The organism is Streptomyces sp. NPDC014733 (genome assembly GCF_043083385.1).
Lineage (GTDB): Bacteria > Actinomycetota > Actinomycetes > Streptomycetales > Streptomycetaceae > Streptomyces.
Map to the genome: position 1 here is coordinate 149,975 of NZ_JBIBYO010000001.1, position 22,228 is coordinate 172,202.

Below are 22,228 nucleotides of genomic sequence, written 5' to 3' on the forward strand. Positions count from 1 at the left end.
GAGCGGTTCAGGGGCCGGTGGGCCTCCCGCGGCGGGTGACCTGGCGGCTACCGTCTGGGACGTGGCTCAGTTTCGGCTCCACGGGAGCAAGGTGCTCGCCGTCGACTTGTCGGGCGACGCCGTCAAGGCGAAGAACGGCGCGATGGTCGCGTACGAGGGACAGATGTCGTTCAAGAAGAAGACCGGAGGGGGTGAGGGGCTGCGCGGGATGGTCACCCGGCGGCTGACCGGTGAGCAGATGGCGGTCATGGAGGTGAAGGGGCAGGGCACCTGCTATTTCGCCGACCACGCGAGCGAGATCAATCTGGTGCAGCTGCACGGCGAGAAGCTGTACGTGGAGGCGAGCAATCTGCTGTGCACGGACGCCGCGCTGCGCACCGGCACCACCTTCACCGGGCTGCGCGGCGCCTCGCAGGGCAACGGCCTGTTCACCACCACCGTGGAGGGCACCGGCCAGGCGGCACTGCTCTCCGACGGCCAGGCGGTGGTGTTGCGGGTCACCCGGGAGTATCCGCTCCAGGTCGACCCGGGCGCGTATGTCGCGCACACCGGCGATCTCAAGCAGCACCTCCAGTCCGGGGTGAACTTCCGCACGTTCCTGGGCGAGGGGTCCGGCGAGGCGTTCCAGATCCGTTTCGAGGGCGAGGGCCTGGTGTACGTCCAGCCCAGCGAGCGCAACACCATCGGCGGTGAGGTCTGATGCCGTTCACGGTCCTCAACTCCCGCATGGTCGAGGCGCGGATCACGCCCGGGACGCGGCTGTTCAGCCAGCGCGGCGCGATGCTCGCCTACCGCGGCGAGGTCTCCTTCACCCCGAACATCCAGGGTGGTCAGGGCGGCCTCGGCTCGATGATCGGGCGCCGGCTGGCGGGCGAGGCCACCCCGCTGATGACGGTGGAGGGCGACGGCACGGTGATGTTCGGCCACGGCGGCCACCACGTCCAGGTCATCGACCTCACCGGTGAGACGCTCCATGTCGAGGCCGACCGGCTGCTGGCGTTCGACGGCTCGCTGCGCCAGGGCACGATGTTCATGGGCTCGCAGGGCGGTGTGATGGGCATGGTGCGCGGCCAGGTCACCGGCCAGGGCCTGTTCACCACCACGCTGGAGGGCCACGGCTCGGCGGCGGTGATGGCCCACGGCGGCGTCATCGAACTGCCGATCACCCCGCAGCGGCCGGTCCACGTCGACCCGCAGGCGTACGTCGCCCACCGCGGTGAGGTGCGCAACAAGCTCTCCGCCGCGCTCGGCTGGCGCGAGATGGTGGGCCGCGGCTCCGGCGAGGCGTTCCAGCTGGAGCTGTCGGGCCAGGGCACGGTCTATGTACAGGCGTCGGAGGAGAAGCTGTGAGCACACCCGTCATCCACGACGTCCACACCCTGCCGCGGAACGACAACGTCAACCCGTACGCGTTCTCGGTGGAGCTGCAGGGGCAGTGGTTCCTGCAGAAGGGGAAGATGATCGCGTACTACGGCGCGATCGACTTCCACGGCATCGGGCACGGTCCGCTGGAGCGGCTGATCGCGACGAGTTTCCACTCCCCGCTGCACGCGGCGGACTGGGTGGTGGCCGAGGGCCGGGGGAAGATGGTCCTCGCCGACCGGGCGTTCGACGTCAACTCCTACGACCTCGACGACGGCAACCTCACCATTCGCTCCGGCAATCTGCTCGCGTTTCAGCCATCTCTGTCACTGAAGCAGTCGATCATTCCGGGCTTTCTGACGCTGCTGGGCACCGGCACGTTCGTCGCCGCGTCCAACGGCCCGGTGGTCTTCGTCGAGCCGCCGATCCGGGTGGACCCGCAGGCGCTGGTCGGCTGGGCGGACTGCCCGTCGCCGTGCCACCACTACGACCACCAGTACCTGCGGGGATTCCTCGGCGGTGTCCGGGCGCACACCGGCCTGGGCGGGGTGTCGGGCGAGGAGCACCAATTCGAGTTCGCGGGCGCGGGGACGGTCCTGTTGCAGTCCACGGAGGAGCTGATGGCGGAGCGGGCGACGGGCGCGGTGGCGCCGGAGGCGGGTGTGCCGGGGTCCGGGGCGCCGGTCGGGGCGGGTGGCTCACAAGCGCCGCAACTGCCGGGTGCGCTCGGTGGCCTCCAGCAACGTCTCGGGCTGTGAACGGTAGTCTGCGCACGGTGAGCAGCTCGAACGCCTGAGCCACCACATCCGGCCCGGGGAGCCGGTACCGGCGACCGCCGTGCGGTTCGCCCGATCGACCCGCATTTATTTCATCATTCAACTTTTACGGGTAGAATTCATCCATGACGACCGACAGCGACACCCCCTGGCTGACCGACCAGGAACAGCGCGCCTGGCGTACCCATCTGGACGTCAGCCGACTGCTGATGCACCAACTGGAGCGCGATCTCCAGCCGTTCGGGCTGACCAACAACGACTACGAGATCCTCGTCAATCTCTCCGAGGCCGAGGGCCACCGGATGCGGATGAGCGATCTCGCGTCGAGCACCCTGCAGTCCAAGAGCCGTCTCTCGCACCAGATCACCCGCATGGAGAACGCCGGTCTGGTCCGCCGCGAGCACTGCGAATCGGACCGCCGCGGGCTCTACGCCGTCCTGACCGAGGAGGGCTGGGAGACCATGCGCCGGGTCGCGCCGCACCACGTGGCCTCGGTGCGCCGGCACTTCATCGACCTCTTCACCCCGGAGAGCCTGGCGCAGCTGCACTCCTCGCTGGGGCCGGTCGCGGACCGGCTGCGGGAGCACCGCGGCGCGCTCTGAGCCCCTGCGCCGCGGTCCGCGCCCCCGGACCGCGGCACCGGCCGCCCGGCCGCGCACACCCACGCGCCGACGGGCCCGCCCACCGGCACGACGGCCCACCCGCACCCGCCGCGCCGGAAGTCCCGCAGGTCAGCTCAGCACCGGCAGCCGCAGCTCGAACACCGAGCCCTCGCGCACCCGCAGCGAACCGCCGTGCCGCTCGGCCACGTCCCGGGCGATGGCGAGCCCCAACCCGGCGCCGCCGTCGTCCCGCGCCCGGGCGTCGTCGAGCCGGACGAACCGCTCGAAGATCCGCTCGCGGTCACCGGGCGGAACACCCGGCCCGTCGTCCTCGACCCGCAGCACCGCCTCCGCGCCCTCCCGCACCACCGCCACCCGCACCGCCGCGGTGGCATGGCGCTGCGCGTTGTCCAGCAGATTGCCCAGCACCCGGCCCAACTGGCCGCGCGAGCCGGTCACCTCGGCCTCGTCCAGCCGCCCGACCGTGACGGCGATCCGGTCGGCGGGCCGCTGCGACGTCTCCTCCCGCACCAGCGCGGCCAGCGAAACCGGCGCTCCGGCGGGCCGCTCCCCCGCGTCCAGCCGGGCCAACAGCAGCAGGTCGGCGGCGAGTTGCTGGAGCCGTACGGTGTCCTCGACCGCGCCCGGTACGTCCAGCAGGTCGGGGTGGGCGGCGCCGACCTCCAGCTGGGTGCGGAGACTGGCGATCGGGCTGCGCAGCTCGTGCGAGGCGTCGGCGACGAAGCGGCGCTGCCGCTCGACCGACGCCTCCAGCGCGGCCAGCGTCTCGTTGGTGGTCCGCGCCAGCCGCCCGATCTCGTCCCGCGCCGCGGGCACCGGCACCCGGCGGCTGAGGTCGGTGCTCGCGGTGATCGCGGCCATCTCGCCGCGGATGCCCTCGACCGGCCGCAGCGCCCGCCGGGTGACCAGCCAGGTCACGCCCGCCACGACCAGCAGCAGCAGCGGCAGGCCGATCAGCATCGCGGTGCGGAGCGAGTCCACCGCCTGCTGCGCCGTCGCCAGCGGCGCCCCGGCGCGGACCACCGCCTTGCGGCCCGCGGTGTCCTCCGCCTCGACGGTCGCGAAACGGTAGTCGGCGCGGTGCCCGTCGACGGTCGCGGTGCCGTCGCCGACCTTCACGTCGTCGTCGACCTCACCGTGGTGGCCGCCGTCCGCCCCGTCGTCGAAGCCGCCGCCGTCGGGTCCGCCGGCGACCCGTTCGCCGTCGACCTCCTCGACGTCGTCGCCCACGGCCAGCAACCGGCCGTCGTCGTCGGTGACCACCACCGGACGGTCGTCACCGTCCGGCAGATGGAGGTCGCCGTGGACGGAGCCGGTGGCGATCCGGGCGGCGACGGCGCGGGCGGCGACCTCGGCCTGGAGGTCGGTCTGGGCGCGGAGGTTGCCGCGCAGCACCAGCAGCAGCGCCGTGCCGGCCAGGACCAGGGCCAGCGCCACCACCAGCGTCGCCCCGGCCGTCGCCCGGGCGCGGACCGAGCCGAGGGCGTTACGCATCGGTCACCAGCCGGTACCCGGCGCCGCGCACGGTGCGGATGTGCCCGGCGCCCAGCTTGCGGCGGAGCGCGCTGACGTAGACCTCGACGATGTTGAGGTCGCCCTCGTAGGCGAAGTCCCAGACGTGGTCGAGGATCTCGGTCTTGGAGACCACCTCACCGGCGCGGAGCGCGAGCTGTTCCAGGACGGCGAACTCCTTGGCGGTCACCGTCACCTCGGCGCCGTCCCGCAGCACGGTGTGCGCGCCCTGGTCGACGGTGAGCGCACCGACCCGCAGCACCGGCGCGGCCGTCCGCCCGTGGCGCCGCAGCAGGGCCTTCACCCGGGCGACGAGGACCACGTACGAGAACGGTTTGGTGAGGTAGTCGTCGGCACCGGTGTCGAGCCCCTCGGCCTCGTCGTACTCGCCGTCCTTGGCGGTCAGCATCAGGACGGGCACCTCGCTCCCGGCGGCCCGCAGCGCGGCGCAGACGCGGTAGCCGTTGAGGCCCGGCAGCATGATGTCCAGCACGACCAGGTCGTGGACGCCCTCACTCGCGCGGCGCAGCCCCTCGGTCCCGTCGTGGACCACGTCGACGGTGTAGCCCTCGGCGCGCAGCCCGCCGGCGAGTGCGCGGGCCAGGCGTTTCTCGTCCTCGACGATCAGCAGGCGGAACGGGCGCGCGGGTGTGGGATCAGGCATGCGTTCAGCTTCGCACCCCGTTCCTGAAGCGTTCTTCAGGGTCCTTCAGCTCCGCTTCAGCTCGGTTTTGCCACGGTGGGGTCATCGCCGATCACAGGGGAGCAACCACCATGAAGCGCCGTTCCGTCCTCGCCGCCACCGCCGCCGCCGTCCTCATCGCCGGGGGCGCCACGACCGCCGTCGCCGTCAACACGGGCGGCCCCGGCGGCCCGCAGTCCGGGGCACAGACCGCCGCGCAGCTCGCGGCGACCGCCGGTGCCGAGGGCGCCGCGGCGGACGGCGGACGCGACCGCCGGGAGGCCGGGGAGTCCGGGGACGCCGGGCGGGCCGCCGGGGCGAAGACCGACGCCGCGCAGGCCGCGGTCGCCGCGCTGCGGGCCGTCCCGGGCACGGTCACCGAGGTCGAGCTGGACGAGGAGCGCGGCGCCCTGGTCTGGGAGGCCGACGTTCTCGGTCGCGACGGCGCCTGGCACCACCTGGCCCTCGACCCGCTCACCACCCGCGTCCTGCGCTCCCACACCGACCCCGGCACCGGCGGCACGCACGGCCAGGACCGGGCCCGGGCGGCGCTGCGGGGCACCACGGTGGACGCCGCGTCCGCCGCCCGCGCCGTCGGCCGGGGCCACGCCACGGTGACGTCCGTGGACTTCGAGGACGACGACCACGGCGCCAAGGCCGTCTGGGAGGTCGAGACGGTCACCCGGGACGGCCGGGAGCACACCTACCTCGTCGACCCGCGCACCGCCGCGGTGAGCGCCGCCCCGGCCGACGACGACCACGACGACGACTGAGCGTCCGGCCCACGGCACCGGCCCCGGCTCCCGCACGCCGCGGGAGCCGGGGCCGGTGCCGTACGGGCCGCGTCAGCCGCCCGTGAGGCCCGCGACCAGCTCGTCCGCCGCCCGGTACGGATCGCTCTCGCCCGCGACGATCCGGTCCGCGAGGGCCTCCAGGCGCCGGTCGCCGTGGAGATCGCCGATCCGTTCGCGCAGCGCCGTGACCGCGATGGTCTCGACCTCCTGGGCGGCGCGGGCATGGCGGCGCCGGGCCAGTACGCCGTGCTCCTCCATCCACGCCCGGTGCTTCTCCAGCGCCTCGACGACCTCGTCGACGCCCTCCGCGCGCGCCGCGACGGTCTTGACGATCGGCGGCCGCCAGTCCCCTGCGCCCCGCGCGGCGCCGAGCCCGAGCATGTGGTTCAGCTCCCGGGCGGTGGCGTCGGCGCCGTCCCGGTCGGCCTTGTTGACCACGTAGACGTCGCCGATCTCCAGGATTCCGGCCTTCGCCGCCTGGATGCCGTCGCCCATGCCCGGCGCCAGCAGCACCACGCTGGTGTCGGCCTGGGACGCGATCTCCACCTCGGACTGCCCGACGCCGACCGTCTCGACGAGGATCACCTCGCACCCGGCGGCGTCCAGCACCCGGATCGCCTGCGGCGCCGCCCAGGCGAGGCCGCCCAGATGGCCGCGGGTGGCCATCGACCGGATGTAGACACCCGGGTCGGAGGCGTGATCGCTCATCCGGATCCGGTCGCCGAGCAGCGCCCCGCCGGAGAACGGCGAGGACGGGTCGACCGCCAGCACCCCGACCCGCTTCCCCGCCCTGCGGTACGCGGTGACCAGCGCGGAGGTGGTGGTGGACTTGCCGACGCCGGGCGAGCCGGTCAACCCGACGACGTAGGCGTTCCCGGTCAACGGGGCCAGCGCCGCCATCACCTCCCGCAGACGCGGGGAGGCGCCCTCCACCAGGGAGATCAGCCGGGCCACCGCCCGGGGCCGGCCCTGCCGTGCCTGCTCCACCAGCTGCGGGACGTCCACCATCGCTGCTCGGCTCCTTCGGCTGCTGCGGAATCGTTCGTACGGTGCGGTTCACCGGCGCGGGCCGGCGGGCTCACTTCCCCGGGACGCGGACGATCAGCGCGTCGCCCTGGCCGCCACCGCCGCACAGGGCGGCCGCGCCGGTGCCGCCGCCGCGCCGCTTCAGCTCCAGCGCGAGGTGGAGGACGAGGCGGGCGCCGGACATGCCGATGGGGTGGCCCAGCGCGATGGCGCCGCCGTTCACGTTCACCTTTTCGTGGGACACCCCGAGGTCCTTCACGGACTGCACGGCGACCGCGGCGAACGCCTCGTTGATCTCGATCAGATCAAGATCTTCGGTGGTCAGACCCTCCTTGCCGAGGGCGTGGAGGATCGCGTTGGACGGCTGCGACTGGAGGGAGTTGTCGGGGCCCGCGACGTTGCCGTGCGCACCGATCTCGGCGATCCACTCCAGGCCCAGCTCCTCGGCCTTGGCCTTGCTCATCACCACGACCGCGGCGGCGCCGTCGGAGATCTGCGAGGCGGAGCCCGCGGTGATCGTGCCGTCCTTGGCGAACGCCGGGCGGAGCTTGCCGAGCGATTCCTCGGTGGTCTCCGGGCGGATGCCCTCGTCCTGGCTGAAAACGACCGGCTCGCCCTTCCGCTGCGGGATCTCCACCGGAGTGATCTCCGCCTCGAAGATGCCGTTCTTCTGCGCGGCGGCGGCGCGCTGGTGGGAGCGGGCGGCGAAGGCGTCCTGCTCGGGGCGGGCGATGCCGAGGCGGGTGTTGTGCTTCTCGGTCGACTCCCCCATCGCGATGTTCTCGAACGCGTCGGTGAGGCCGTCGTGCGCCATCGCGTCGAGCATCTCCACCGCGCCGTACTTGAAGCCCTCACGGGACTTCGGCAGCAGATGCGGGGCGTTGGTCATCGACTCCTGGCCACCGGCGACGATCACGTCGAACTCCCCGGCGCGGATCAGCTGGTCGGCCAGGGCCACGGCGTCCAGCCCCGAGAGGCAGACCTTGTTGACGGTCAGCGCCGGGACGCTCATCGGGATCCCGGCCTTGACGGCGGCCTGGCGGGCGGGGATCTGGCCCGCGCCGGCCTGGAGCACCTGGCCCATGATCACGTACTGCACCTGGTCGCCGCCGATGCCCGCGCGGTCCAGCGCCGCCTTGATGGCCACCCCGCCGAGGTCGGCGCCGGAGAAGGAGCGCAGCGAGCCCAGGAGACGGCCCATGGGGGTACGGGCCCCCGCCACGATCACGGAGGTGGTGCCGGTCGTTCCGTTCGTTGCAGACATGCGGTGCGGCCTTCCTTTGCAGGGAAGTTAACGAGGGTTCCCGTCAATGTACTGAGGGGTACGCGCCGGGTCACCGGCAAGTGGGTGTGACGGCGCGCACGTTGCGTAACCAGCTGTGCGAGCGGTGCACTGGAGCCATGCTGACGCGAATCGACCACATCGGGATCGCCTGTTTCGACCTGGACCGGACCGTCGAGTTCTACCGTGCCACCTACGGCTTCGAGGTGTTCCACTCCGAGGTCAACGAGGAGCAGGGCGTCCGCGAGGCGATGCTCAAGATCAACGAGACCTCGGACGGCGGCGCCTCCTACCTCCAGCTTCTCGAACCGACCCGGGAGGACTCCGCGGTCGGCAAGTGGCTCGCCAAGAACGGTGAGGGCGTGCACCACATCGCCTTCGGCACCGCCGACGTCGACAGTGACGCCGCGGACATCCGTGACAAGGGCGTCCGGGTGCTCTACGACGAGCCACGGAAGGGCTCCATGGGGTCACGGATCACGTTCCTGCACCCCAAGGACTGCCACGGTGTACTGACCGAACTGGTCACGGCTGCGCCTTCCGCCCCGGACGACCACTGACCGATGTCCTCCCCGGCCGGTAGAGTGCACCTTCGGCCGGGGTACGAGGTGCTCACGCACGGTGCGAGCGCTTCCTGGGGATGGGGCTCGGTCCATACTCCGCCGATGATCTGACACCATTTCTTCGGAAGGGTCGGCTCCGGGGGCGCAGCCTCGTACGACGTGACGTGTACGGGCCCGCGTCCGCAGCACCGGGGACGGCCGCCACCATGACCATGGGACGGATGGGACCGCGCAGTGCGGGGCAACGAGCGCCAGGAGCGTCAGCGGGCTGAGGCCGATCACCTCTCGCAGTTCGAGGCCGAGATGGAGCGGCTGAAGACCGAGCGGGACAAGGCCGTCCAGCACGCCGACGACCTCGGCTATCAGGTCGAGGTGCTGCGCGCCAAGCTGCACGAGGCGCGCCGCACGATCGCGAGCCGGCCCGCCTACGACAACGTCAGTCACCAGGCGGAACAGCTGCTGCGCAACGCGCAGATGCAGGCCGAGCAGTTGCGCGCCGACTCCGAGCGGGAGCTGCGCGAGGCCCGGGCGCAGACCCAGCGGCTGCTCCAGGAGCAGGCCGAGCGGCAGGCCCGCATGGAGGCCGAGCTGCACGCCGAGGCGGTCGAGCGCCGCCAGCGGCTCGACGAGGAGCTGAACGAGCGCCGCCAGACCGTCGAGTCGCACGTCAACGAAAACGTCGCCTGGGCCGAGCAGTTGCGCGCCCGTACGGAGTCCCAGGCCCGTCGGCTGTTGGACGAGTCGCGGGCCGAGGCCGAGCAGGCGCTGGCGGCCGCGCGCGCCGAGGCGCAGCGCCTGGCCCAGCAGGCCCGGGAGCGGCTGGGCACCGAGGCGGAAGAGGCCCGCGCCGAAGCGGAATCCATCCTGCGCCGGGCACGGGCCGACGCCGAGCGGCTGCTGAGCGCCGCCTCCACCCAGGCGCAGGAGGCCACCGACCAGGCGGAGCAGCTGCGTTCGAGCGCGGGCAGCGAGTCGGAGGAGGCGCGGCGCGCCGCCGCCGAGCTGACCCGTACCGCCGAGGCGCGGCTGAAGGAGGCCGACACGGCGCTGCGCGAGGCGCGCGCCGAGGCCGAGAAGCTGGTCGAGGAGGCGCAGCAGAACGCCACCAAGCGGCTGTCGGCCACCGAGTCGGAGAACGAGCAGCGCACCCGTACGGCCAAGGCGGAGATCGCCCGGCTGGTCGGCGAGGCCACCAAGGAGGCCGAGGCGCTGCGGGCCGAGGCCGAGCAGCTGCGCAAGGACGCCGCGGCGGAGTCCCAGCGGCTGATCGACGAGGCGCGCGAGGAGGCCCGGTCCAAGGCGGCGGAGGACTCCGCGGCGCAGCTGGCGAAGGCCGCACGGACCGCCGAGGAGGTGCTGACCAAGGCGTCCGAGGACGCCAAGGCCACCACGAAGGCGGCGGCCGAGGAGGCCGAACGGCTGCGCACCGAGGCCGAGTCGGAGGCCGACCGGCTGCGCGAGGAGGCGCACGACACCGCCGAGCAGCTCAAGGGCGCGGCGAAGGACGACACCAAGGAGTACCGCGCCAAGACCGCCGAACTCCAGGAGGAGGCGCGGCGGCTGCGCGGCGAGGCGGAGCAACTGCGCGCCGACGCCGTCGCGGAGGGCGAGCGGATCCGCGGCGAGGCGCGCCGCGAGGCGGTCCAGCAGATCGAGGAGGCGGCCGGTTCCGCCGAGGAGCTGCTCACCAAGGCGAAGGCGGACGCCGAGGAGACCCGTACCAAGGCCGGCGCGGAGAGCGAGCGGGTCCGTACCGAGGCGATCGAGCGGGCCACCGCGCTGCGCCGCCAGGCCGAGCAGGCGCTGGAGCGGGCCCGTACCGAGGCCGAGGAGCTGCTGTCCGAGGGCGCGCAGGCCGCGGAGCTGGTCGCGTCGGAGGCGGAGGAGGCCGCGGCGCGGCTGCGCGAGGAGACCGGGACGGCCCTCGCCGAGCGGCGCGAGGAGGCGCAGGCCGAGCTGGACCGGCTCACGGCGGACGCCGAGGAGAAGGTCGCGTCGGCCGAGGAGGCGCTGCGCGAGGCGCGCGCCGAGGCGGAGCGGCTGCGCCGCGAGACCCAGGAGGAGGCGGCCCGGCTCAAGGCGGAGGCCGCCGAGCGGCGCCGTACCCTCCAGCAGCAGGCCGAGGAGGAGGCCGAGCGGCTGCGCACCGAGGCCGCGCAGGACGCGTCGGCGGCCCGTGCCGAGGGCGAGTCGGTCGCCGAGCGGCTGCGCACCGAGGCGGCGGCCGAGGCCGAGCGGCTCAAGGGCCGGGCGCGGGAGAGCGCCGACCGGGTGCGGGCGGAGGCCGAGGCGGCCGCCGAGCGGGCCGGCAACGAAGCGGCCGAGGCGCTGTCCGCGGCGCAGGAGGAGGCCGCGCGGCGCCGCCGGGAGGCCGAGCAGCTGCTGGGCGAGGCCCGCGAGGAGGCCCACCAGGAGCGCACCGCGGCGCACGAGCAGAGCGAGGAGCTGCTGACGTCGGCGCGGACCCGCGTCAGCGAGGCGCAGGCCGAGGCGGAGCGGCTGGTCGAGGAGGCCGAGCAGCGCTCCGAGGAGTTGGTGACGACCGCCGAGACCGCGGCGCAGCAGGTGCGCGACGCGGTCGCCGGGCTGCACGGCGAGGCCGAGGAGGAGATCGCCCAGCTGCGGTCGGCGGCCGAGCAGGCGGCGGAGCGGACGCGGGCGGAGGCCGGCGAGGAGGCCGAGCGGGTCCGCGCGGACGCCTACGCCGAGCGCGAGCGGGCCTCCGAGGACGCCACCCGGCTGCGGCAGGAGGCGCAGGAGTCGTCCGAGGCCGCGCAGGAGCTGGCGGAGCGGACGGTCGCGGAGGCCATCGAGGAGTCCGAGCGGCTGCGCGCCGAGGCCGCGGAGGTGCTCGACGAGGCCCGCCGGGACGCGGGCACCGCCCGTACGGAGGCCGCGGAGCAGGCGGACCGGCTGGTCACCGAGGCGACGGCGCAGGCCGAGAAGCTGGTCGCGGACGCCACCGCCAAGGCGCAGCAGCTGCGGACCGACGCGTCGGACGCGCTGGCCGCCGGTGAGCAGGACGCGGCGCGGGCCCGTGCGGAGGCGCGCGGCGATGCCAACCGCATCCGGTCGGAGGCCGCGGAGCAGGCCGACCGGCTGGTCACCGAGGCCCGCGCGGAGGCCGAACGGATCGTCAACGAGGCGGCCGAGCTGACCTCTTCGGCGCAGGCGGACGCCGACCGTACGGTCGAGGAGGCCCGGGAGTCCGCCGAGCGGATCCGCGCCGAGGCCGAGGAGCAGGCGCGGGCGCGGCTGGCCGAGGCGACCGCGGAGGCGGAGCGGCTGCGCCAGGAGGCCGAGGAGGCGCTGGAGCACGCCCGTACGGAGGCCGAGCGCATCGGTGACGAGGCGCGCAAGGCCGCCAACAAGACCCGTTCGGACGCCGCGGTCCAGGCCGACGAGCTGCTGACGGAGGCGGGCACCGAGGCGGAGAAGCTGCGGACGGAGGCGGCCGAGACCGGCGCCCAGGCCGAGCGGGACGCCGACCGTACCCGGGCGGACGCGCGGGAGCAGGCCGACCGGCTGGTGGCCACGGCGACCGCCGAGTCGGACCGGCTGCGTGCCGAGGCGGCCGAGACGGTCACCTCGGCGCAGGAGCACGCCACCCGTACCCGCAAGGAATCGGCCAAGGTCAAGGAGGATGCCGAGGCCGAGGCGGAGCGGCTGCGCGGGGAGGCGCAGGAGGAGGCCGACCGGCTGCTGGACGAGGCGCGCAAGGACGCCGCCAAGCGCCGTGCGGACGCCGCCGAGCAGGCCGATCAGCTGGTCGCGAAGGCCCAGGAGGAGGCGGTGCGGGCGGCCGCGGCCGCCGAGGAGCAGGCCGACACGATGGTCGGCGCGGCCCGCAAGGAGGCGGGCCGCATCGTCCAGGAGGCGACGGCGGAGGGCAACGCGCGGGTGGAGAAGGCCCGAACGGACGCCGATACGCTGCTGAGCGAGGCGCGCGGGGACGCGACGGCCATAAGGGAGCGCACCGAGGAGCTGCGGACCCGTATCGAGTCCGAGGTCGAGGAGTTGCACGACCGGGCGCGCCGGGAGTCGTCGGAGGCGATGAAGAACGCCGGTGAGCGCGTCGACAAGCTCATCGCGCAGGCGACGCAGCAGCAGAAGGAGGCCGAGGAGAAGGCCGAGAAGCTGGTGTCGGACGCGAACAGCGAGGCCAGCAAGGTCCGGATCGCGGCGGTGAAGAAGGCCGAGGGCCTGATCAAGGAGGCCGAGAACAAGCGGGCCGAGGCGGTGCGCAACGCCGAGCGGATGCGCGCCGAGGCCGAGGCCGAGGCCGCCCGGATCATCGAGGAGGGCCGCCGGGAGCTGGACGTGCTGGCCCGCCGCCGCAAGGACATCAACACCGAGATCTCGCGGGTGCAGGACGTGCTGGAGGCCCTGGAGTCGTTCGAGACGCCGGGTGCGGGTGAGGGGAAGACCGGAGGCGGGAAGGCTGCCGCAGGGGCATCGTCAACTCGTTCGAGTGGCAAGCAGTCTGAAGGGTAGCCACTCAAATGAGGGGTCATTCTCCTCTTCAAACGGACATGGGCTCGATGACACGCCGGTCGGGCCCCTAGGATTCTCCTTATCACCTCACCGGTCTCTTTCGACAGGAACCCCATGAGCGACACTTCCTCCCCCTTCGGCTTCGAGCTCGTGCGGCGTGGGTACGACCGCGGTCAGGTGGATGACCGCATTACGAAGCTTGTCGCGGACCGCGACAGCGCGCTGGCCCGTATCACCTCGCTGGAAAAGCGGATCGAGGAGCTGCACCTCGAAACGCAGAACGCCCAGGCCCAGGTCACCGACGCCGAGCCGTCGTACGCGGGGCTGGGTGCCCGCGTCGAGAAGATCCTCCGTCTCGCCGAGGAGGAGGCCCAGGAGCTGCGCGAGGACGCCCGTCGCTCCGCCGAGCAGCACCGCGAGCTGGCCGAGTCGGCCGCCCAGCAGGTCCGTAACGACGCCGAGCAGTTCGCCGTCGAGCGCAAGGCGAAGGCCGAGGACGAGGGTTCGCGGATCGTCGAGAAGGCGAAGGGCGAGGCGTCCACGCTCCGCTCCGAGGCCCAGAAGGACGCGCAGTCCAAGCGCGAGGAGGCGGACTCCCTCTTCGAGGAGACCCGCGCCAAGGCCGCCCAGGCCGCCGCGGACTTCGAGACCAACCTCGCCAAGCGCCGCGAGCAGTCCGAGCGGGACCTGGCCTCGCGTCAGGCCAAGGCCGAGAAGCGCCTCGCGGAGATCGAGCACCGCGCGGAGCAGCTGCGCCTGGAGGCCGAGAAGCTGCGTACGGACGCCGAGCGCCGCGCCCGCCAGACGGTGGAGACCGCGCAGCGCCAGGCCGAGGACATCGTGGCCGACGCCAACCAGAAGGCCGACCGCGTCCGCAGCGAGTCGGAGCGGGAGCTGGCGGCGCTCACCAACCGCCGCGACTCCATCAACGCCCAGCTGACCAACGTCCGCGAGATGCTGGCGACGCTGACCGGTGCGGCCGTCGCCGCCGCCGGTGCCCCGGACGACGAGACCACCACCCGCGGCATCCCGGCGCAGCAGTCCCACTGACGCGTAGTCCGTTCCGTACGAGCGCCTCCGTATCGCCTGTCAGGCGGTGCGGGGGCGCTCGGCCGTCCGGGCGGCGGCCGTCCGGTGGCGGGGCTTTCCGGGCGGCTTTAGCGTGCATACATGATCGAGCTGGACGGGCTGACCAAGCACTACGGTGACAAGGTCGCGGTGGACCACCTCACCTTCACGGTGCGGCCGGGCGTCGTCACCGGTTTCCTCGGCCCGAACGGCGCGGGCAAGTCCACCACCATGCGCATGATGCTCGACCTGGACAATCCGACCGCCGGTTCGGTGCGGATCGACGGGGAGCACTACCGGCGGCTGACGGATCCGCTGCGGTCCGTCGGGGCGTTGCTGGACGCGAAGGCGGTGCACGGCGGGCGCAGCGCGTACCACCATCTGCTCTGTCTGGCGCAGAGCAACGGCATTCCGCGGCGCCGGGTCGGCGAGGTGCTGGACACCGTCGGTCTCACCTCCGTGGCGAAGAAGCGGTCCAAGGGTTTCTCGCTCGGCATGGGCCAACGGCTGGGGATCGCGGCGGCGTTGCTGGGCGATCCGCGGGTACTCCTCTTCGACGAGCCGGTCAACGGCCTCGACCCGGAGGGCATCCACTGGATCCGCAACCTGATGAAGAACCTCGCGGCCCAGGGCCGTACGGTCTTCGTCTCCTCGCACCTGATGAGCGAAATGGCGCTGACCGCGGACCATCTGGTGGTGATCGGGCGCGGCCGGTTGCTGGCGGACACCTCGATGGCGGAGTTCATCCGCGGCAACTCGCGCTCCTACGTACGGCTGCGGTCGCCGGAGGCGGAGCGGCTGCGGGACATGCTGCACGCCGAGCGGATCGCGGCGACCGAGGCGGCGGACGGCGCCCTGGAGGTCGACGGGGTGCCGTCCGAGCGGCTGGGGGAGCTGGCGGCCCGGCACGGTCTGGTGCTGCACGAGCTGAGTCCGCAGCAGGCGTCGCTGGAGGAGGCGTTCATGCGGCTGACGGCGGAGTCGGTGGAGTACCACGCGCACGACGGGGAGCCGGCCGGTGACGGGCCGGCGGAGCCCGTACCGCCCGGGGTGGCAGCGGGACCCGGCGGCTGGGGCGGCGACTGGCGGAAGAAGGGGAGCTGACGATGGCGGCGGTCGGGCAGGTGCTGCGCTCGGAGTGGACGAAGATCCGCTCGGTGCGGTCGACGGTGTGGACGCTGGGCATCGCGGTGGTCGTCACCGTCGGTCTCGGGATGCTGATCTGCGCGCTGGCGGCGAACGACTTCCGCACCGGGCCGGCGCGCGACCGGTCGGTGTTCGACGCCACCAACGTCAGCTTCGCCGGGATGGGTCTGGGCCAGCTGGCGATGATCGTGTTCGGTGTGCTGGTGGTCTCCAACGAGTACAGCACCGGCATGATCCGCAGCTCGCTGGCGGCCGTACCGCAGCGCGGCACCTTTCTGTTCTGCAAGCTGACGGTGGCGACGGCGTTGGTCTTCCTCGTCGGGCTGGCCACCGGTTTCCTCGCGTTCTTCGCGGGGCAGGCGATGCTCGGCGACCACCGGGCGTACCTCGGCGATCCCGGGGTGCTGCGCGCGGTGTTCGGCGGCGGGCTGTACATGACGATGATCGCGCTGTTCTCGATGGCGGTGGCCACGATGCTGCGCAGCCCGATGCTGTCGCTGGGCATCCTGATGCCGTTCTTCTTCCTCGTCTCCAACATCCTCGGCAATGTCTCCGCCACCCGGAAGATCGGCCGGTACCTGCCGGACCAGGCCGGCCAGAAGGTGATGCAGGTGATCCCCCGCACCACCGATGTGCCGTACGGGCCGTGGGGCGGCTTCGGGATCATGGCGGCGTGGACGGCGGCGGCGTTGGTCTGCGGTTACGTCCTGCTGAAGCGGCGCGACGCCTGACCGGGGCGCACCCGGGCGGGATCCGGGGAGCGCGGGCGGGGCGCGCGCCGCGGGTGTGGCGGCCCGCGCCCCGTTTTGGCGAGAACCGTCAAGGGACAGATAGCCTCCTAATCCTCACGGGGGCACGAGGGCGCCTCTGCCCCGACCATCTCGCGAGGGGCGGAGAATGATCGAGGCAGTCGGCCTGACGAAGCGCTACGGCGCCAAGACGGCCGTGCACAACCTGTCGTTCCAGGTGCGGCCGGGGACCGTCACGGGCTTCCTGGGACCGAACGGTTCCGGCAAGTCCACGACGATGCGCATGATCCTGGGACTGGACACCCCGACGTCGGGCCACGCCACCATCGGCGGCCGTCCCTTCCGTCAGCTCCCCAACGCCCCACGGCAGGTGGGCGCGCTGCTCGACGCCAAGGCGGTGCACGGCGGGCGCAGCGCGCGGGCGCATCTGCTGTCGCTGGCGCAGCTGTCGGGCATTCCGGCGCGCCGGGTCGACGAGGTGCTCGGCGTGGTCGGGCTCCAGGACGTCGCGGGGCGCCGCTCCAAGGGGTTCTCGCTCGGTATGGGGCAGCGGCTGGGCATCGCCGCGGCGCTGCTGGGCGATCCGCAGGTGCTCCTCTTCGACGAGCCGGTCAACGGCCTGGACCCGGAGGGCATCCTGTGGGTGCGCAACCTGATGAAGCAGCTGGCCGCGGAGGGCCGTACGGTCTTCGTCTCCTCGCACCTGATGAGCGAGATGGCGCTGACCGCCGAGCATCTGATCGTGATCGGCCGGGGCCAGCTGATGGCGGACATGCCGGTCAAGGACTTCATCTCGGCCAACTCGGCCGACTTCGCCCGGGTCCGTACGCCGGACACCGAGCCGGAGCAGCGCGAGAAGCTGACCGCGGCGCTCGGTGAGGCCGGTGCGCAGATCGCGCCGGAGCAGGACGGCGCGCTGCGGGTGTCCGGCCTGCCGCTCCCCCGGATCAGCGATCTCGCCCACGAGGCGGGCGTCCGCCTCTGGGAGCTGTCGCCGCACCAGGCGTCTCTGGAGGAGGCGTACATGCGCCTGACCCAGGGCGCGGTGGACTACCGCTCGACCTCCGACGCGCGCGCCGGACTCCAGCAGGCGCCCACCGGGCACCCGCAGCAGTTCGCCGCCCCGCACGGCTTCCCGCCCGCCCAGGGCGGACCGGCGCCGCAGGGCGCGATGCCCGGCGCGCAGCCGAACCCGTACGCCCCCCAGGGCCCGTACGCGCCGCAGGCCGCACCGGGCCAGGGCTACCCGCCGCCCGCCCAGGGCGCTCCGGCGCCGCAGGGCCCGATGCCCGGCGCGCAGCCGAACCCGTACGCACCGCAGCCGCCCGCGGCCCCGATGCCGCCGGCCGCCCCCGCCGACATGTCCGCGCCGCACCACGAGGAAGCCCGATGACCAGCCCTCAGCAGCCGCAGCCCGAGCGCGGCCCGAACGACGACGCCGCGGCGCAGGGCCGGCCCGCGGACCAGGGCCAGCAGCCGCCCGCCGCTCCGGCCCAGCCGCCCGTGGCCCCGGGGCAGCCGCCCGCCGCCCCGCCGCAGGCCCCGGCCGCCCCGCAGGGCGCGGCCGCGGCGCAGCCCGGTCCGGAGGCGCCGTCCGCGCCCGCCGCGCACCAAGGGCAGCCCGCCGCGCCCCAGGGGCAGCCCGCCGCTCCCGAAGGGCAGCAGCCCGCCCGGGAGCACGGCACCGTCGTGCTCGGCGCGGTGCCGCAGCCGCCCGCGCGTGAGGGCGGGACGATGATGCTCCAGGCCCAGCCGCTCCCCGCGCACCAGGGCGACGGTCCGCCGCCGCAGCCGCTGGCGGCCGGCGGCAGCCTGGCCAAGGAGCCGGGCACGATGATGCTCAAGGCCCCGGCCGCCCAGCCCGGCGTGGCGCAGCCCGGTGCCCCGGCGCCCGCCGGTCAGCCGGTGGCCCCCGCGCAGGTCCCGCAGGCGGGCGTTCCGCAGCCGCCCGCCCCGGCGCAGCCCGGCCCGGGGCTCCCCCCGCAGGGGCAGCCGTTCCCCGGTGCGCCCCAGGGCGCTCCCACCGGGTACACCTCGCCGATCCCGGTGCGCTCCACCCACCTCGGGCACGCGCTCGCCTCCGAGTGGACCAAGATCCGTTCGGTCCGCTCCACGCTCTGGACGCTGGGCGCGCTCTTCGTCCTGATCTTCGGCATCGGCACGCTGACCGCCCTCGCCCTGGGCACCCAGCGCTTCGTCGACCCCAAGCTCGGCATGGCGTTCTTCGGCGTCCTGCTCGGCACGCTCTGCATCATCCCGCTGGGCGTCCTGGTGATCTCGTCCGAGTACGGCACCGGCATGATCCGTACGACGATGACCGCCTGCCCCAGCCGCGCCCGGGTGCTCGGCGCCAAGGCGATCGTCTTCACCGCGCTGGCCTTCGTCATCACGACGATCACCACCACGCTCGTCGCCGTGCTCACCAACGGCATGGTCAGCGGCCCGGACCCGACGTCCGGCGAATGGCTCCGGGTCACCGTCGGCGCCGGTCTGTACGTCTCGGTGCTCGGTCTGCTGGCGCTCGCCGTCGGTTCGCTGCTGCGGCACTCCGCGGGCGCCATCAGCGCCATGCTCGGGCTGGTGCTGCTGCCGATGCTGCTGGCGGTCTTCATGCTCGGCTCGGAGAGCCTGAAGTCGGTGAGCAAGGCCCTGATCGAGTACTCGGTGCCCAACTCGCTGGCGTCGCTGTACGGCAACCCGTTCCTCGGCACCGAGAACGGCCCGCAGGGCTGGGAGCCCCTCTGGATCCTGATGGGTGTCACCGCGGTCGTCCTGGGCGCCGCCTTCGTCACCCAGTCCCGGCGCGACGTGTAATCCGTCCCCGGAAGCACACCAGGGCGTGCCCGCCCGTTCCGCCGCGGCGCGGGACCGGCGGGCACGCCCTGCGCCGTTCCCGGGCACCGGCCGGGCCGGCGGAGAACCCGGTGCCGTCCGACGGCCGCGCCGCTACCCTCGCGCGGGCGTGATCCGCGACGAGGCACGGCTGCTGGCCCTGGAGGTCGAGGCGATCCACGGCCTCGACCGCTCACCACCGCCGCCAACCACGCCTCCGGTCGGTCGCCCGCCGTCTGCGCCTCACCCCGCTGGGGTGGCTGTGGCGGCTGCGGGAGGCGACGCCGGAGGACACCCCCTTCTAGTACCGCGGCGCGTTCCGCGACCGCTGGAGGCGGGCGCTGCGGCGGTCGCGCGCGTTCCAGCACGCCTTGTGCCAGTGGCGGCGGTCGTCGACGTCGCCGAGCCGCGGCCAGGCGACGACGTGCGGGACGCCCGGCGGGATCTCCTGGTCGCAGCCGGGGCAGCGGTAGTGCTTGGCGGCGCCGCCCCCGCCGACGTGGCGGACGACCCACTCCTCACCGCGCCACTCGGCGGTCTGTTCCAGGCCGTAGCGGTCCCCCTCTGCGCGTTCGACGGGCTTCGCACCGCCACGCTGGCGGTTTCGACGCGGAGACACAGGGCACCTCGGGAGATCTGCGGGGTCACGGGCCGTCACCAGCGTACGCGCCGTTCGGGTGGGCGCGGCGGGCCCGGTGCGCTCCTGTGATCATCGGCAAATCCCGGCGCCGGACCGTGCCTTCGGCACGTGTCAGATCGTTGTTTCCTGCGTGGGGGAGCCGCGTCGGCTGCGAGGAGGCAGAGAGCGATGCGCGTGGGGGCTTTCGTCCTGGCCGCTCAATTCCCGGGCCAGGGACAGGGGGAAGCGCTGCACAGAGCGGTCCGCTGCGCGGAGGTCGCGGAGCGGGCGGGGCTCGATGACGTATGGCTGGCGGAGCACCACTTCGTGCCGTACGGCGTCTGCCCGTCGGCGGTGACGCTCGCCGCCCTGCTGCTGGGCCGGACGGAGCGGATCGGCGTCGGCACCGCGGTCAGCGTGCTGCCGACCCAGCACCCGGTGGCGCTGGGTGAGCAGGCGGCGCTGCTGCACCTCACCTCCGGCGGCCGCTTCACCCTCGGCGTCGGCCGCGGCGGGCCCTGGGTCGATCTGGAGGTCTTCGGCGCCGGTCTCGCCGCGTACGAGCGGGGCTTCCCGGAATCGCTCGACCTGCTGCTGCGCTGGCTGCGCGAGCCGCGGGTGGGCGCGGCGGGCGAGCGGTACGCGTTCCGGGAGGTGGCGGTGGTGCCGCGGCCCGCGCAGGCGCTGGCGCCGCCGGACGATCCGGACGCGGAGCTGCCGGGCCCCGGGGTGCTGGTGGCGTGCACCTCCCCCGCGTCGGTGCGGCTGGCGGCCGCGCGCGGGCTGCCGATGCTGCTGGGCATGCACTCCACGGACGAGGAGAAGGCCGAGATGGTGGCGTTGTGGCGGACCGCGGCGCGGGCGGCCGGGCGGGACGGCGACGAGATCGCGGCCGCCCGCCATGTCTCGGCCGGGGTGGTGCAGATCGCCGACGACCGGCGGGACGCGGTCGAGACGCTGACGAAGGCGATGCCCGGCTGGCTGCGCCAGGGGCTGGGCGCGCATGTCACCGTCGACGGCCGCACCCGCACCATGCGGGACCCGCTCGCGTACACCGAGAAGCTGTGCGCGCTGCATCCCGTCGGGACTCCGCAGCAGTGCGCGGACAAGCTGGCGGCGACGGCGGAGCGTACGGGCATCACCGCTCATGCGCTGCTCGTCGAGGGTTCGGGCGATCTGGCGGCCACCGAGGAGAACGTCCGCCGCCTCGGTGAATACGTCGCATCGCAGTTGAGGTGAGCACCGCAGTTGAGGTGACCGGCCCGGCCGTACACCGCTGCCGGCGTACGGGGCCGCGCGGTGCGTCCGTACGGCCGGCCGGTGCCGCTGCCGCGCGCACCCGTGCAAGGCGCCGGAAAGGCGCGGCGGAAGGGGTGCGCGGCGGCAGCGGCTCCGGTCAGCAGTCGCGCAGTACCGGGGACTGGTTCAGCAACTGGCCGCGGATGGACGTGAAGCGGGCCAGGCGGTCGTCGACCGCCGGATCGAGGGGGAAAACCGCGACGCGATGGCAGTTCTGGAAGGCGAGACGCACACCGAAGTGACGTTCCAGCGACCCGCGGATCGCATCGCTCGCCAGCGCACGCAGCAACTGACCGCGCGCCTGCTCGTCCGGCGGCGGCGTCAGATTGTCGGCGAACTCCCCGCCGTCCGTCTGCAGCCGATCCACCAGCGAGCTGATCATTCCCCATGCGTAGGGCAGGGAGGTCCGGACGCAGTCGACAAAGGCGGCTTCGTCGACCTCGCCTCGCTCGGCCTGTTCGAGGAGGGCCGGTGAGACGTCGAGCGACATGAGGTTCTCCTCTCGCGGCCCCGCCGGGACGGGGGGCCTAAGGGACGGGACATGGGGCATCGCGACGGAGCGTGTTCGCCTCACGACCCCCCGCATCAACGGTAGGCCGCGCAAGAGCCGGGCACCAGAAGATTGCACAGACAACCAGCCAAGGACCGCTGCCGGAGGTGCGGGGGTTTCCCCCGGAAAGGCCCGCGCCTCCGGGGCGAATCGCGCGGGCGGCCCCCATTCGAGTAGCGTGACGCCCCATGCGTCTCGTCATCGCCCGCTGCTCCGTGGACTACGCGGGCCGGCTCACCGCCCATCTGCCCTCCGCCCCCCGCCTCATCCTGGTGAAGGCGGACGGTTCGGTCTCCATCCACGCGGACGACCGTGCCTACAAACCCCTCAACTGGATGTCGCCGCCGTGCACCCTCAAGGAGGGCGACGGTCAGGTGTGGACGGTGGAGAACAAGGGCGGCGAGAAGCTCATCATCACCCTGGAGGAAGTCCTCCACGACTCCTCGCACGAACTGGGCGTCGATCCCGGTCTCATCAAGGACGGCGTCGAGGCGCACCTCCAGGAACTGCTCGCCGACCGCATCGAAACCCTCGGCGAGGGCTATTCGCTGATTCGGCGCGAATACCCCACCGCCATCGGCCCGGTGGACATCCTGTGCCGGGACGCCGACGGTCAGACCGTGGCCGTGGAGATCAAACGGCGCGGCGAGATCGACGGCGTGGAGCAGCTCACCCGCTATCTCGAACTCCTCAACCGCGACCCGCACCTGGCGCCGGTGAAGGGCATCTTCGCCGCCCAGGAGATCAAGCCGCAGGCGCGGGTGCTGGCCACCGACCGCAAGATCGGCTGCGTGGTGCTCGACTACGACGGTCTGCGCGGCATCGAGGACGACAAGCTCCGCCTCTTCTGA

Annotated in this window: 20 protein-coding genes; 14 read left to right on the forward strand and 6 right to left on the reverse strand. The window is 73.4% G+C overall.

All coding sequences use genetic code 11. The features are described 5' to 3' along the window. Positions 1-61 precede the first annotated feature (61 nt). The 4 genes from ACF1BH_RS00600 to ACF1BH_RS00615 all read left to right on the forward strand — a co-directional run bounded on the left by ACF1BH_RS00600 (position 62) and on the right by ACF1BH_RS00615 (position 2,740). A complete protein-coding gene (locus ACF1BH_RS00600) occupies positions 62-700 on the forward strand; it encodes an AIM24 family protein (protein ID WP_391640205.1) in 639 nt (212 codons plus the stop codon). Beyond that, the gene (locus ACF1BH_RS00605; protein ID WP_391640206.1) at positions 700-1,350 is read left to right on the forward strand and encodes an AIM24 family protein; all 651 of its coding nucleotides are present in this window, start codon (positions 700-702) and stop codon (positions 1,348-1,350) included. The genes ACF1BH_RS00600 and ACF1BH_RS00605 overlap by 1 nt, the downstream gene beginning before the upstream one ends. Beyond that, positions 1,347-2,120 (forward strand): AIM24 family protein, encoded by a 774-nt coding sequence (locus ACF1BH_RS00610; RefSeq protein WP_391640207.1) that lies wholly within the window; start codon positions 1,347-1,349, stop codon positions 2,118-2,120. The genes ACF1BH_RS00605 and ACF1BH_RS00610 overlap by 4 nt, the downstream gene beginning before the upstream one ends. 143 nt (positions 2,121-2,263) lie before the next feature. After that, positions 2,264-2,740, forward strand: a complete 477-nt coding sequence (locus tag ACF1BH_RS00615) for a MarR family winged helix-turn-helix transcriptional regulator (protein WP_391640208.1) — start codon at positions 2,264-2,266, stop codon at positions 2,738-2,740. A 129-nt stretch (positions 2,741-2,869) separates the two neighbouring features. On the opposite strand, the gene ACF1BH_RS00620 is transcribed toward ACF1BH_RS00615, so the two are convergent. Both ACF1BH_RS00620 and ACF1BH_RS00625 read right to left on the reverse strand, forming a co-directional pair. Next, positions 2,870-4,255: an ATP-binding protein gene (locus ACF1BH_RS00620; RefSeq protein ID WP_391640209.1), complete on the reverse strand. Its 1,386-nt coding sequence runs from the start codon at positions 4,253-4,255 to the stop codon at positions 2,870-2,872. Next, positions 4,248-4,937: a response regulator transcription factor gene (locus ACF1BH_RS00625; RefSeq protein WP_391640210.1), complete on the reverse strand. Its 690-nt coding sequence runs from the start codon at positions 4,935-4,937 to the stop codon at positions 4,248-4,250. Before ACF1BH_RS00625 ends, ACF1BH_RS00620 begins: the two co-directional genes overlap by 8 nt. A gap of 110 nt (positions 4,938-5,047) precedes the next feature. Here ACF1BH_RS00625 and ACF1BH_RS00630 point away from each other — a divergent pair, with 110 nt between their 5' ends. Then, positions 5,048-5,728 carry a PepSY domain-containing protein gene (locus tag ACF1BH_RS00630; protein WP_391640211.1) on the forward strand — a complete coding sequence of 227 codons (681 nt, stop codon included), beginning with the start codon at positions 5,048-5,050 and terminating at the stop codon, positions 5,726-5,728. Positions 5,729-5,800: 72 nt separating this feature from the next. Here the strand turns inward: ACF1BH_RS00630 and meaB are convergent, their stop codons facing one another. Continuing rightward, positions 5,801-6,757: a methylmalonyl Co-A mutase-associated GTPase MeaB gene (meaB, locus tag ACF1BH_RS00635; protein WP_391640212.1), complete on the reverse strand. Its 957-nt coding sequence runs from the start codon at positions 6,755-6,757 to the stop codon at positions 5,801-5,803. 70 nt (positions 6,758-6,827) lie between these two features. Beyond that, positions 6,828-8,003, reverse strand: coding sequence for an acetyl-CoA C-acetyltransferase (locus ACF1BH_RS00640; protein ID WP_391640971.1), 1,176 nt, complete (start codon positions 8,001-8,003; stop codon positions 6,828-6,830). A gap of 173 nt (positions 8,004-8,176) precedes the next feature. On the opposite strand from ACF1BH_RS00640, the gene mce reads away from it, so the two are divergent. The 7 genes from mce to ACF1BH_RS00675 all read left to right on the forward strand — a co-directional run bounded on the left by mce (position 8,177) and on the right by ACF1BH_RS00675 (position 18,891). Then, complete coding sequence (gene mce, locus ACF1BH_RS00645) at positions 8,177-8,617, forward strand: methylmalonyl-CoA epimerase (RefSeq protein WP_391640213.1); 441 nt, start codon at positions 8,177-8,179, stop codon at positions 8,615-8,617. Between the two features lie 237 nt (positions 8,618-8,854). Further along, positions 8,855-13,114, forward strand: coding sequence for a polarized growth protein Scy (gene scy / locus ACF1BH_RS00650; protein ID WP_391640214.1), 4,260 nt, complete (start codon positions 8,855-8,857; stop codon positions 13,112-13,114). 114 nt (positions 13,115-13,228) lie between these two features. Continuing rightward, positions 13,229-14,164, forward strand: a complete 936-nt coding sequence (locus ACF1BH_RS00655; RefSeq protein ID WP_391640215.1) for a cellulose-binding protein — start codon at positions 13,229-13,231, stop codon at positions 14,162-14,164. 120 nt (positions 14,165-14,284) lie between these two features. Next, on the forward strand, positions 14,285-15,286 hold the full coding sequence (locus ACF1BH_RS00660; protein ID WP_391640216.1) for an ABC transporter ATP-binding protein: 1,002 nt from the start codon (positions 14,285-14,287) through the stop codon (positions 15,284-15,286). Positions 15,287-15,288: 2 nt separating this feature from the next. Next, positions 15,289-16,059: an ABC transporter permease gene (locus ACF1BH_RS00665; protein WP_391640217.1), complete on the forward strand. Its 771-nt coding sequence runs from the start codon at positions 15,289-15,291 to the stop codon at positions 16,057-16,059. A gap of 166 nt (positions 16,060-16,225) precedes the next feature. Further along, complete coding sequence (locus ACF1BH_RS00670) at positions 16,226-17,470, forward strand: ABC transporter ATP-binding protein (RefSeq protein WP_391640218.1); 1,245 nt, start codon at positions 16,226-16,228, stop codon at positions 17,468-17,470. A 443-nt stretch (positions 17,471-17,913) separates the two neighbouring features. Continuing rightward, positions 17,914-18,891 carry an ABC transporter permease subunit gene (locus ACF1BH_RS00675; RefSeq protein ID WP_391640972.1) on the forward strand — a complete coding sequence of 326 codons (978 nt, stop codon included), beginning with the start codon at positions 17,914-17,916 and terminating at the stop codon, positions 18,889-18,891. Between the two features lie 319 nt (positions 18,892-19,210). On the opposite strand, the gene ACF1BH_RS00680 is transcribed toward ACF1BH_RS00675, so the two are convergent. Further along, entirely contained in the window at positions 19,211-19,528 is a 318-nt protein-coding gene (locus tag ACF1BH_RS00680) for an ATP/GTP-binding protein (RefSeq protein ID WP_391640219.1), read from the reverse strand. Between the two features lie 189 nt (positions 19,529-19,717). On the opposite strand from ACF1BH_RS00680, the gene ACF1BH_RS00685 reads away from it, so the two are divergent. Next, the gene (locus ACF1BH_RS00685) at positions 19,718-20,767 is read left to right on the forward strand and encodes an LLM class flavin-dependent oxidoreductase (RefSeq protein ID WP_391640220.1); all 1,050 of its coding nucleotides are present in this window, start codon (positions 19,718-19,720) and stop codon (positions 20,765-20,767) included. Between the two features lie 157 nt (positions 20,768-20,924). Here the strand turns inward: ACF1BH_RS00685 and ACF1BH_RS00690 are convergent, their stop codons facing one another. Next, positions 20,925-21,317, reverse strand: coding sequence for an SCO5389 family protein (locus tag ACF1BH_RS00690; protein WP_391640221.1), 393 nt, complete (start codon positions 21,315-21,317; stop codon positions 20,925-20,927). Positions 21,318-21,565: 248 nt separating this feature from the next. Between ACF1BH_RS00690 and nucS the strand changes: the two genes are divergently transcribed. Next, positions 21,566-22,228, forward strand: coding sequence for an endonuclease NucS (gene nucS / locus ACF1BH_RS00695; RefSeq protein WP_030280687.1), 663 nt, complete (start codon positions 21,566-21,568; stop codon positions 22,226-22,228).